This window comes from Agrobacterium vitis (genome assembly GCF_037039395.1).
Taxonomy (GTDB): Bacteria; Pseudomonadota; Alphaproteobacteria; order Rhizobiales; family Rhizobiaceae; genus Allorhizobium; species Allorhizobium vitis_E.
This window is the reverse complement of the sequence record NZ_CP146242.1, coordinates 1,421,347-1,434,113: the sequence shown is the minus strand read 5'-3', so window position 1 is coordinate 1,434,113 and position 12,767 is coordinate 1,421,347. Positions and strand designations below refer to the sequence as shown.

Sequence of the window (12,767 nt, the reverse complement as noted above, 5' to 3'; positions counted from 1 at the left end):
ATGTCCGATACGCTCACCGATCCGGTTGACGACAAGGAAATCGTGCCAGAGGCAATTTCACCATCGCGACGCCTTTTAAGGGACTTCGCCCGGTCCAGGCTGGCACTCTTCGGGCTAGTGCTCCTATGCATAGTATGTTTTGGCGCCTTGTTTGCGCCATGGCTGACGCCCCAGAACCCATATGATCTGATGCAACTGGATATCATGGACGGAACCCAGCCTCCGGGTACGGAATCCATGTCAGGCGGTTTCACCTTCCTGCTCGGAAGCGACGACCAGGGCCGTGATATGCTGTCGGCTATCCTCTATGGATTGCGGATTTCGCTTTTCGTCGGCATCATCTCTGCGGTTGCAGCCGCCTTGATCGGTGCGACGCTCGGCATGACTGCCGCCTATGTCGGCGGGCGGGTGGAAGCCTCGATCATGCGGCTTGTCGACCTGCAGCTCTCGTTTCCGACCATCCTGGTGGCGCTGATGATCCTCGCCTTTCTCGGAAAGGGCGTGACCAATGTCGTTCTCGCACTCGTCATCGTGGAATGGGCGACCTTTGCGCGGGCTGCACGCGGCACGGCCCTGGTCGAGACGAGACGCGAATATATCGAAGCTGCGGAGTGCATGGGATTGTCGCTGCGGCGCATTCTCCTGAAGCATCTGCTGCCGAACTGCATACCGCCCCTGATCGTCATCGTAACCATTCAGATAGCCCGCGCGATCTCGCTGGAGGCCACGCTCTCGTTCCTTGGCGTCGGCGTTCCGATCACCGAGCCCAGTCTTGGCCTGCTGATCTCCAACGGGTATCAATATATGTTTGCAGGTCGCTACTGGATGAGCGTCTTTCCCGGCATCGCGCTTCTCATCACCATCGTTGCCATCAATCTCGTCGGCGATCAGCTTCGCGACATCCTCAATCCGAGAAACCGCATGTGATGTCCGGTGCGGCAGCATAGCGACGTTTTGTCGGTCGATCTTCAAGGTATGCTTATGAATGCTCCTGTCCTTTCCGTCCAGAATCTAACGACATCCTTCAGCCGCGACGGCGTCTGGCAGAAGGTGGTGCGCAACGTCTCCTTCGACATCAGCCGCAAGGAAACGGTGGCGGTGGTCGGCGAGTCTGGCTCCGGCAAAAGCGTGACGGCGATGTCGATCATGCGCTTGCTGCCGTCTGCAACCAGCCGCGTGGAAGGAGAGATCCTGTTCGACGGCCGCTCGCTTACGCAGGCGACGGACGACCAGATCCGGGCGATCCGTGGCAACGAGATCGCCATGATCTTTCAGGAGGCCAGCCTCAATCCGGTTTATACGGTCGGCTTCCAGCTTTCCGAGGCGTTGATCCGCCATCGGCGCATGACCAAGACGGCGGCGCGAGCGGAAAGCATCCTGTTGCTTGAGAAGGTCCGCATCCCTGCGGCGCGATCGCGTATCGACGAATATCCCCATAAGCTTTCCGGGGGCATGTGCCAGCGCGTCGCTATTGCCCTGGCACTGGCGTGCCAGCCTAAGCTCTTGATTGCCGACGAGCCCACGACCGCGCTCGACGTCACCATCCAGGCGCAGATCATAGAGCTTATCAAGCTCCTGCAGGAAGAGGAGGACATGTCGGTTCTCTTCATCACGCATGATATGGGAGTGGTTGCCGAGGTCTCGGACCGTACCGTTGTGATGTACAAGGGCGAGATGGTCGAGGCGGACACCACCGAAGCCTTGTTCAGCAGGGCTGCTCATCCCTATACGAGGGCGCTTCTAGCCTCGATACCGCATCTGGGTTCGATGAACGGTAGAGCGCAGCCACTGCAGTTTCCGCTGGTTGACCACAAGACCGGTGCGGTTACGCAGCCGGCCGAATCCAAGGCGTCGCTTGCGGAGGACCGCAATCCACTGCTCGAGGTCGCAGACCTGAAAGTCCGCTTCGACCTGCACGGTGGATTGTTCGGGCGCGTGACCGGGCGCGTCCATGCAGTCGAGAACGTGTCCTTCGATATCCGCCCCGGGGAAACATTATCGATCGTCGGCGAAAGCGGTTGCGGAAAGTCGACCACAGCGCGTGCGATCATGGGACTTGTTCATCCCAAAAGCGGATCGATCCGTCTCGATTCCCGCGAGTTGCTGACGCTCGGTTCGAAGGAAAAAACCAGGATCCGCAACAGGGTGCAGATGGTCTTTCAGGATCCTTTTGCCAGCCTCAATCCACGCATGACGATCGGCAAGGCTCTCGCGGAGCCGCTGGCCGTTCATACGGGACTGGATCCGCAGGCAATTGCCGCGCGGGTGCGTGAGTTGCTGTCACTGGTCGGGCTGAGTGCGGAAATGGCGGACCGCTTTCCGCATCAGTTTTCCGGCGGACAACGGCAACGGATCTGTATCGCAAGGGCACTGGCTCTTGAGCCGCAGCTTATCGTTGCAGACGAAGCGGTCTCTGCGCTGGATGTATCGGTGAAGGCCCAGGTGGTGAACCTTTTGCTGGAGTTGCAGGACCGGCTCGGACTTTCCTATCTGTTCATTTCGCATGACATGGCCGTGGTGGAGAGAATCAGCCACCGTGTCGCTGTCATGTATCTTGGAGAGATTGTGGAGATCGGGCCGCGTCAGGCAGTTTTCGAAAACCCCCAGCATCCCTACACGCGGCAATTGATGGCGGCCGTACCTATTCCAGATCCGTCACGCCGTGCCGTCGTTCGAGGTCTTTCAAATGCGGAGCTAAAAAGCCCGATACGGCCGGCGAACTTCATACCGCCTGCCCGCAAGATGATTGAAGTCGGCCCCGGTCATCTCGTTCAGGCGCTGGATGGCGATTGGATCGAGGAGGGAACAAACTTGCCGGGACTGTCTGCCAGCCGGCCTTTATCGGAGGTGGTCACATCATGAGTTCCTCTTTCCGTCAGCACAGCTCCCATTGGGGTGCTTTTTCCGCTCGGCATTTCGATGGCCGGACCGACATTCTGCCGTTTCCCGGCGATCCCGATCCATCCCCGCTTCTCGGAAACCTTCCCGCATCATTGAGCGATCCGTGCAGGATCCTGAAGCCGGCGGTAAGGCGCGGATTTCTCAATCATGGCCCGGGACCGGACGAGCGCCGGGGACAAGACGAATTCGTCGAGGTGAGCTGGGAAAAGGCGATCGATCTGGTGTCTGGCGAGTTGCGGCGGGTCTATGGTGCGCATGGCCCGTCGAGCGTATTCGGCGGCTCCTACGGCTGGTCCAGCGCCGGGCGCTTCCACCACGCACAAAGCCAGATTCACCGCTTTCTCAATGTCATGGGCGGCTACGTCCGGCACCTGAACAACTACAGCGCCGGCGCCGCCATGGTGATCATACCCCATGTGTTCGGCAATTACGATCATTTCGAACGCCGCAGTGTCAGTTGGAAGGCCATCGCCGAGCATAGCGAACTGGTGGTTTCGTTTGGCGGCATGGCGGTAAAAAATGCCATGGTGAACGGTGGAGGCAACAGCCAGCACATCGTTCGCCCGACAATGCACAGAGCCGCCGAGGCAGGGACACGCTTCGTCAACGTCAGTCCTTTGCGCGACGACATGCCGGTCGAAGCGCGTTCGGAGTGGGTTGCGGTGATCCCTGGGACGGACGTCGCGCTGATGCTTGGCCTTGCCCATACGCTGGTGCGGGAAGGGCTCTGCGACCGCGAGTTTCTGGCCAGATATACCGAAGGATACGAACGTTTCGAGGTTTATCTGCTGGGGAGCAACGACGGCATCGCCAAGACGGCCGAGTGGGCTGCCGCAATCTGTGGAATAGAAGCGGATGCCATATGTCAGCTCGCGAAAGACATGGCGAAGCGGCGAACGTTGATTACCGTCAGCCATTCCATGCAAAGGGCGGAGCATGGCGAACAACCCGTATGGATGGCCATTACGCTTGCCTGCATGCTCGGCCAGATCGGGTTGCCGGGCGGTGGTTTTTCCTATTCGCTCGGGGCGCTTGGCAATGTCGGCAAGGATGCCCTTTCGGCACCGTTGCCGACACTTTCGCAAGGGACAAATCCTTGCAAGGAATTCATTCCCGTTGCGCGTATTTCGGACATGCTGCTACATCCCGGCGAGACGTTTTCCTTCAACGGACGCGATCAGGCATACCCCCATATCCGGATGATATACTGGGCAGGCGGAAACCCGTTTCATCACCATCAGGACATCAATCGCCTGCGCCGGGCATTTTACCGACCCGAAACCATCATCGTCCATGAGACCGCCTGGACGGCGTCGGCGCGCCATGCCGATATCGTTTTGCCTGCGACGACGACGATGGAACGAGAGGATATCGGTGCGTCCGGTTTCGATCCGATCATGTTTGCCATGCACAGGATTGCAGAACCGCGGGGCGAGGCCAAGGATGACTACGAAATCTTCTCATTGCTCGCTGAAAGACTGGGCGTTGCGGCCGAGTTCACCGAAGGGCGTAGCGTGCGGCAGTGGCTGGCCGTTCTGTATGAGCTTACCCGCGAAGCACTGGAAACCCAGGGTCATGAGGCGCCTGACTTTGAACAGTTCTGGGCGGAAGGGCAGTTGCATATTCCTGTGCTGCCGGACACCGGCGGGCCGGCGCACGCCTATCGGAGAGACCCGGCCGGCAGTCGGCTGGGTACACCCAGCGGCAAGATAGAGATATTCTCACAGACGATTGACGCCTTCGGTTACGACGATTGCATAGGACATCCCAAGTGGTATCCGCCCGTGGAAGGGCACGGATCCGATGCCATGAAGCGTTTTCCGGTTCATCTCGTTGCAAACCAGCCAGCGACGCGCCTGCATAGCCAACTCGATTACGGTGCTTTCAGCAGAGCGTCGAAGATTGACGGGCGAGAGCCAGCCCGGCTCCATCCGGATACGGCGGCCCTGAAAGGCATCCGAGATGGCGACGTCATCAGGATATTCAATGACCGAGGCTTCTGCATGGCCGGAGTGATCGTCAGCCCGGATGTGATGCCGGGCGTCGTTCAGCTCTCCACGGGAGCCTGGTTCGACCCCGTGGATCCGGAAGCGCGGATCACAGGCTGCCTGCACGGCAATCCGAACCTCCTCACGCGCGATGTGGGCACTTCACGTCTTTCGCAGGCCTGTACCGGCCAGTTGAGTTGCGTCGATATCGAAAAAGCGCCGCCGGATGTTCCTCCGGTGACAGTTCTGGATGGGCCGCCTGCCTTTGCTCGCGCCTGACGAATTGGCGCTACGAAGCGCCTTGCGTTATAAAAACATTAGTATACACTTGAGTTCAACAAGAATGCGCATTCCCGACTGACCCGGGAGCATAAATCGGAAGCAAATACCATGAAGCTCGAACAATCGGATCCAATTGTCAGCATAACGGGCGATCTCGCGCACGAGACGATCGCTGACTTTGCCGATGACACGTTGCTGTGCCATGCGGGCCGTCATTCCGACAGCCATCACGGCACAGTGAATACGCCGGTGTATCATGCCTCCACCATCCTCTTTCCGACGCTGGCTTCGCTGGACGCCAAGGGAACAGCCGCAGTTCGTTATGGTCGCCGTGGCACGCCCACCAGTTTTTCTTTGGAGGAGGCAGTCAGTGCCCTCGAGGTTGCCGAGGGCACAATTCTCGCGCCATCCGGGGCCATGGCGATTTCAACGACGCTGCTCGCATTTGCGACGCCGGGTGCGCATTATCTTATTCCTGACAATGTCTATGGCCCCTGCCGGAATTGCTGCGAGGCAATCGTGAAGAAACTGGGCGTTGCTGTCACCTATTACGATCCGCTGATCGGTGCTGGCATTGCCGAGTTGATCACCACTGAAACGACGTTGATCTGGATCGAGGCGCCAGGCTCGCAAACCTTTGAGATGAGCGATATCGGTGCGCTTGCGGCGGTTGCCAAGGCCAGAGGACTTGTAACGGTTCTCGACAACACATGGGCCGGTGGATATTTCTTCAAGCCGCTGTCGCTCGGGATCGACATCTCGCTTCAGGCGGGGACCAAATATCTCTCCGGACATTCTGATGTGATGCTCGGAACGATTTCCTGTGCGCCTTCCGTCTATGCGCGAATGAAGGAATTTTCTGCCAGGCTTGGAATGTGTGTCGGTCCGGACGATGCCTATCTGGTGCTCAGAGGCATGCGGACACTGTCCGTGCGGATGCGCCAGCATCACGCATCGTCTCTGAAGTTGGCCGAATGGTTGCAGTCAAGGCCGGAAGTCATCAAGGTTATGCATCCAGGACTGCCGGGCTCCGATGGATACGAAGTCTGGAGCCGTTATTTTAGCGGGGCCTCCGGTCTTTTTGGCTTCATTATCAAGCCAGTCGAGCGTCCGCGTCTGGCGCGAATGATGGATGGTTTGCGACTTTTCGGCATGGGTGCAAGTTGGGGCGGCTATGAAAGCCTGCTCATCCCGACCAACCCCGCTTCTCTGCGAACGGCAACCTCATGGGAGCCCCAGGGGCAAACCATGCGCATCCATGTCGGGCTGGAATGCGTGGACGACCTCATTGCGGATCTCGATGCAGGATTTGCCAGGATGGCCCTGAACGGATGACGCTGCCATGATGAAGCTCACCAGATTGGAAGCGCACCGGCTTGATCGCTCCCGGCGGAAATGTGCGCCTGAAATGGGGGGTGTCGCACCAACCGTCGGGGCTTCGCGACCAACTGCATCCACATATCCAGACCTGAATGGGTGAAGGCCTCGTGGCATGCCATGTCGAAATTCGTCAAAGAATTTCATTAGCATGCCTTGACCAAAAGTCTGTTGCGTAGTTTGGTATGCAAATGAATACATTAGTCGGCATGTCGATTGGAACGCTTGCAGCGGCGCGCCGTGAAACCAAAACGTCGAATGATAACGGGGAACGAAATGACAAGCACCAGCCAAGCACGGCTAGCGGTTGATATCGGTGGGACGTTTACTGATATCGTTCTGGAAACCGCGCCGGGAGTCCATATTTCCGGCAAGTACCTGACCACGCATGCGGCTCCGGAAATCGCTGTGATCGAAGGCACGCGCGATCTTGTCGCAAAAAGCGGGATAGAGGCGAAGCGCATACGTACCGTCGTGCATGGAACGACGCTGGCCACAAACGCGCTGATCGAGCGCAAAGGTGCAAAGATCGCGCTCATTTCTACAAAGGGTTTTCGCGACTCGCTTGAAATGGCCTACGAGCACAGATTCGAGGTGTCCGATCTCTACATGGTACGCCCTGAGCCACTCGTTCCACGTCATCTGCGGCTGGAGGTGGACGAGCGTCTCGCAGCCGATGGTTCCGTGCTGAGATCCCTCGATGAAAAGTCGGTCCTGGATCTGGTTCCATTCTTACGGGAGGAGAGCATTGAGGCAGTCGCCATCTGCCTGCTTCACAGCTATGTCGATGGTGCTCATGAGGCGCGGGTCGGAGCTTTGCTGAAGGCGGCGCTGCCTGATATGCGCATCACGCTCTCGCATGAGATCTGCCCCGAGATCCGCGAATTCGAGCGCGGCTCCACGGCCTGCGCCAACGCTTATGTGCAGCCCATCATGGAAAGCTATCTGCGACGGCTTGCGATTGGTCTCAAGGAAATCGGGATTCCCGGTCAGCTCATGCTGATGATGTCGAGCGGTGGCTTGACCAGCCTCGATGTCGCCTGCCAGCAGCCGATCAAGCTTGTCGAGTCTGGCCCGGCGGGCGGTGCAGTCCTGGCGGCGCATATTGCCCGCAAGCTCGATATCCCCGAAGCGATCGCCTTCGATATGGGCGGGACAACCGCCAAGCTCGTGCTGATCGACAACGGCATGCCGCAACAAAGTCGCCATCTGGAAGTGGCGCGCGCGTACCGCTTCCTGCGTGGTAGTGGCATGCCGCTTCGCGTGCCGGTTATCGATCTCGTCGAAATAGGTGCCGGCGGCGGTTCGCTCGGCTACGTCGATGCACTTGGAAGGGTCGAGGTCGGTCCTCATAGTGCGGGATCGGAGCCCGGACCTGCTTCTTACGGACGAGGCGGAACGCGACCGGCGGTCACCGATGCCGACCTCATCATGGGTAAGATCGATCCCGAGACCTTCGCCGGCGGCATGATTGCACTCGATATAGAGGCAGCCCGGAAGGCAATGATGGACCATATCGGCGACAAGGCCGGCATGGACCCGCGCACTTCGGCGATCGCGATGGCTGAGGTTGTCGACGAAAACATGGCCAATGCGGCCCGCGTGCACGCCACGGACAACGGTGCTGAGCTGGAAGGCCGAACCATGATCGCTTTTGGCGGGGCCGCTCCCATGCATGCGGCGCGCATCGCCCAGAAGCTTGGCATAACGACTGTCATCGTGCCGACCGGTGCAGGTGTGGGATCAGCGCACGGCTTCCTTCTGGCACCTGTATCCTACGAGGCAGTCCGGACCCGTCTGGTGCCGCTGAAGAACTTCGATGCGGTGCTGGTCGGCGGTTTGCTTGATGAAATGCGCAGGGAAGCAGCAGGCTTCGTCCGTCTCGGCACGGATGCCGGCGAGAAGCTGGACGAGCGCCTTTCGGTCTATATGCGGTATCGCGGTCAAGGCCATGAAGTGCAGGTCTACCTGCCGGGCGATGTGTTCGAAAGCGAAACGGTGGCGATTGTCCGGGAGCTTTTCGAAGCCGAGTATCGCAAGCATTTCGGGAGGGTAATCCCAAAGATGGAAATCGAGTGCCTGACGTGGACGCTGACGCTTGCCGTCGAATCCGCCCCGTCGATTGAGGTGCCACCCATCTCGGAAATTGCCAGCAGGGCACCTTGCCCCAAACGGCAGCAAACGTTGGTGGATCTGGCATCTATGCAGGATCTGGAAGCAGGCATCTATCTACGCGGCGACCTGCCGATCGGAGTGTCCGTTTCGGGACCGGTCATCATCGCCGAAGCTGAAACCAATACAATGGTTCCGCACGGTTTCGTCGCATCCATCGACGCTTACGGAAATATCGTCATGAAGACTGGGAGTGCAACGGAATGATTGACGCAACCAAGAACATCCAGCTTCAGGTCATCTGGAGCCGCCTTATTTCCGCAGTGGAAGAACAGGCGCGCAGTCTCATCCGCGCCGGGTTCAGCACATCGACGCGCGAAGCCGGCGACGTTTCTGCCGGCGTGTTCAACGTGGGCGGCGAAATGCTCGCGCAGGCCGTGACCGGAACGCCGGGCCACATCAATTCCATGGCCCGTTCGGTCAAGCATTTTCTTGCTGAGTATCCAATCGAGGTCATGCAGGAGGGTGATACCTACATCACCAACGATCCCTGGAAGGCGACCGGGCACCTGAGTGATCTGTCAGTAGTCACGCCGATTTTTCGCGATGGCCGCGCGGTGGCTCTGTTTGCCTGCACCACACATGTGGTCGATATCGGCGGCAACGGACCTTCGCCCGAATCCCGCGATGTCTATGGCGAAGGCCTGTTCATCCCGATCATGAAGATCGTCGACCAGGGCCAGATGAACGAGCACCTTCTGAAGATCGTGCGTGCCAACGTCAAGGAGCCGGTACAGGTGGAGGGCGATATCTTCGCCCTGGTGTCTTGCAATGATATCGGCGGGCGCCGTCTGCAGAAGATCATGGACGAATATCGTCTCGACGACCTTGAAGAGGTTGGAACGCAAATCCTGCAACGCAGCAAGCAGGCGATGATGGACGCGATCGCAAAGCTTCCGAAAGGTAAGTGGCGCAACCAGATGCGCCTCGACGGCTACGAAGCTCCAATCGATCTTCATGCCTCTGTCACGGTCGATGAAACCGGCGTCCATATCGATATGGATGGTACGTCGGCTGTATCGCGCTACGGCATCAACTGCCCGATGTGCTATACCGAGGCCTATGCGGCTTTCGGCGTGAAATGCATTGTGGCGCCCGGACTACCGAACAATGCCGCGACGCTTGGATGCATTACCGTGACCGCGCCGGAAGACTGCATTGCCAATGCCCTGTTTCCACGTCCGGTCATCGCGCGTTCGACTATCGGCATGTTTCTGCCAGATCTCATTTTCGGCTGCTTCGAACAGGCGATGCAGCATGTTGTACCGGCGGAAAGCACGGGAACTTTGTGGAATATTCGCCTGGGTGCGCCGCCCAGCGGTGCCGAGCCCGGCTTCATGGTAACAACTTTTCACAGCGGGGGTGCCGGGGCGAGACCGAAGATCGACGGGCTTTCGGCTACGCCGTTCCCATCCGGGATACGCAATGTGCCGGTTGAGGTTACAGAAGCGATCACCTCACTGGTGATATGGAGAAAGGAATTCCGGGAGGATTCCGGTGGCGCCGGAGAACGTCGGGGTGGTCTCGGCCAAATCATGGAAATCGGCAACCGCGCCGACGTGCCACTGACGCTTTACGCACGTTATGAACGCGTCGAAAATCCACCCATGGGCCGGCAGAGCGGTGGTCCGGGAGCGACCGGACGGTTGAGTCTCGGTTCGGGAGGGGCGGTGAAGGCCAAGGGTGTCCAGACAATCCCGAGTGGCGATACGGTGATAATCGAGATGCCGGGCGGCGGCGGATATGGCAACCCGCGGGCCCGCGATCCTGCTGTCGTGGCCAAGGATGTCATGCTCGGTTACGTCAGCGTTTCCGCAGCACTCGATCTCTACAGGGTCGTCGTGGATGAGACAGGTATGATCGATCACGATGCCACTGCGGCGCTGCGTGCGGCCTGAAGCCGGAGAAGGACCCCGTCGCCATGCCATTTCCTCTTACCCGTGAACTGGCTGGCGTCGTGTCGGGCATCGTTGCGCAGAGCGTACCGCAGGCGGTTATGGGCCGTGCGACGGCGGCGTTCATGGACACGATCGGTGTCATGATCGCCGGTTGCGGCGAGCCCGCCGTCCGCCAGATCCTATCGACTCTGGCATCGATAGGATCTGGTCCGCCCGATATCCTCGATCTCGCCCTGATTGGCGGGACGGCAGCCCATGCGCTGGATTTCGATGACGTCGCGTTCGGAGGGCATGTCAGCGCGGTGGTGGTGCCGGCTATTCTTGCCGTTGCCCAGACGCAGCCGGTTTCCGGACGCGATATGTTACTCGCCTATGTGGCAGCATACGAAACGTGGACCGAACTCGCTTCTCGCGAAACAACGATGTATCACGCGCGTGGCCTCCATCCGACCGGGCTGCTTGGGCCGATCGCGGCGGCGGCGGCGGCTAGCGTGTTGCTGAGGCTCGATGCGAAGATAACGGCTCATGCCCTTGCAAATGCCGCGTCGCAGGGTGCAGGGCTGCTGGCCAATTTCGGCAGCATGACCAAACCTTTTCATGCGGGAAGAGCCGCCCAGTCGGGCGTGCTGGCAGCCTACCTGGCCCAAGGGGGCTATACCGGTGCTGGCGACGCCCTTGAGGGAGCAACCGGTTTCCTGTCCAGTTTTTCGCCAGCGGGAGATGTAAACATTGACCGCGCCCTCAACCATGCTGACGGCGATTGGATGCTGGGGAAAATCGCACCGAGTGTGAAGCGTTTTCCGGTCTGCTACGCTGGCCATCGGGCGATAGACGCGATGCTGGCGCTTCGCCCAACCGCGGGCGAGCTTGAACGGTTGAAGGCAATCGAGGTCAGTCTTAGCTCGCGTCATTCGAAAACGCTGCGATACACCGCGCCTGTCTCTGTCAACGAAGCGCGGTTCAGTCTCGAATTCTTCATGGCGGCCGCCGCCGTCCGAGGATGGGTCGGCCTGGGCGAACTGACACCCGGGCTTCTTGCCGACCCGGAAATTTCCCGGACTATGGGCATTGTCATCCGGAAAGACGCTCTTGAACTGGACCCGGCGATCGACGGATGGGCCGCTGCCGATCAGGTCACACTTGTCTATCAGGATGGTCGCCGCGTGGCAGGCGATCCGGTGCGGCGGCCAAGAGGCCATGCCGATAATCCTGTGACCGCTTCGGATGTCCGTGAAAAGTTCACGGACTGTCTCCGTATTGCTGGCCGGGAAACAGAGATCGAGGTCATTACAAATGCCGTTCTCACCCTGGATTCCCAGGCAGCCGTGCCTGCGTCTCTTTCCGCCTCAGTGCTTCTCGGTTTGGCTGGCAGCTAGAAATTATCCGCCTCTTGGTCGTTGCCCAGTGTCGTGATCATGCGATGGCGCTGTGAAGACCGTACATGAAGGCGGACAGCCGTTTCGGCGGCGTCTCCATCACGCTTTTCCAGCGCCCTCACGATGGCCATATGCTCCGTATGTGCATTTTTGGAGCGGCCGCCCTCCTGCAGCAGACTTGGTAGCAGGGACATGGTCACCGACAATTGGTTCAGGCTGCGTAACAGGTAGCGGTTGTGTGCGGCAAGCGCCAGGAGACGATGGAAATTGCGATTGATCTCGGCAAGTTTTCTAGGGTTGTCGAGCTGATTTTCTTCCGTCTCTATGAGCTGGATCAGGGTCGCAAGTTCTGTATCGCTGGCGCTCTGTGCCGTCAGCCTTGCGGCCGCGCCTTCGAGAACTTCACGCATGGTGTAGAGTTCAACGATCTGCTGATGATTAAGATTCGTCACCGTCAGTCCGCGGCGCGGCTCGTTGGTCAGCAGGCCATCGGCCTCCAGCTTGGAGATGGCTTCTCGAATGGGCGTACGCGAAACGCCGAATTTCTCCGCGAGAAGTACTTCGGTCACACGTTCGCCGATGGCAAGCTGGCCGTTCTGAATGGCAAGGCGTACCCGCTCATATGCCTCTCGGCCAAGATCGCGCGTACCGGCAGTCTCCGGTTTCCTGTCTTTTTTGATCATTACCAGTCTCGGGCCATCCGTTCGAAAATTGATGGGTATACTCCTAATCTACTTTGATGATCTGGTTCAACCTTAACCTACAATCCCGAT

8 protein-coding genes are annotated in these 12,767 nt (G+C 59.1%); 7 read left to right on the top strand and 1 reads right to left on the bottom strand.

All coding sequences use genetic code 11. The annotated features are described in order from the left end of the window. From V6582_RS09380 to V6582_RS09350, 7 genes are all read left to right on the top strand, one after another. Positions 1–927, top strand: a complete 927-nt coding sequence (locus tag V6582_RS09380; protein ID WP_156631039.1) for an ABC transporter permease — start codon at positions 1–3, stop codon at positions 925–927. Between the two features lie 54 nt (positions 928–981). Next, a complete protein-coding gene (locus V6582_RS09375) occupies positions 982–2,862 on the top strand; it encodes an ABC transporter ATP-binding protein (RefSeq protein ID WP_156631038.1) in 1,881 nt (626 codons plus the stop codon). Then, positions 2,859–5,168 (top strand): molybdopterin guanine dinucleotide-containing S/N-oxide reductase, encoded by a 2,310-nt coding sequence (locus V6582_RS09370; protein WP_156631037.1) that lies wholly within the window; start codon positions 2,859–2,861, stop codon positions 5,166–5,168. Before V6582_RS09375 ends, V6582_RS09370 begins: the two co-directional genes overlap by 4 nt. A 111-nt stretch (positions 5,169–5,279) precedes the next feature. Beyond that, on the top strand, positions 5,280–6,506 hold the full coding sequence (gene metC, locus V6582_RS09365) for a cystathionine beta-lyase (protein ID WP_156631036.1): 1,227 nt from the start codon (positions 5,280–5,282) through the stop codon (positions 6,504–6,506). A 318-nt stretch (positions 6,507–6,824) separates the two neighbouring features. Beyond that, positions 6,825–8,927 (top strand): hydantoinase/oxoprolinase family protein, encoded by a 2,103-nt coding sequence (locus V6582_RS09360; RefSeq protein WP_156631035.1) that lies wholly within the window; start codon positions 6,825–6,827, stop codon positions 8,925–8,927. After that, complete coding sequence (locus tag V6582_RS09355; protein WP_156631034.1) at positions 8,924–10,618, top strand: hydantoinase B/oxoprolinase family protein; 1,695 nt, start codon at positions 8,924–8,926, stop codon at positions 10,616–10,618. The genes V6582_RS09360 and V6582_RS09355 overlap by 4 nt, the downstream gene beginning before the upstream one ends. Before the next feature lie 23 nt (positions 10,619–10,641). Continuing rightward, positions 10,642–11,994 (top strand): MmgE/PrpD family protein, encoded by a 1,353-nt coding sequence (locus V6582_RS09350; protein WP_156631033.1) that lies wholly within the window; start codon positions 10,642–10,644, stop codon positions 11,992–11,994. Here V6582_RS09350 and V6582_RS09345 read toward each other — a convergent pair. Next, positions 11,991–12,677, bottom strand: coding sequence for a GntR family transcriptional regulator (locus V6582_RS09345; protein WP_156631032.1), 687 nt, complete (start codon positions 12,675–12,677; stop codon positions 11,991–11,993). The genes V6582_RS09350 and V6582_RS09345 overlap by 4 nt on opposite strands. Positions 12,678–12,767 lie beyond the last annotated feature (90 nt).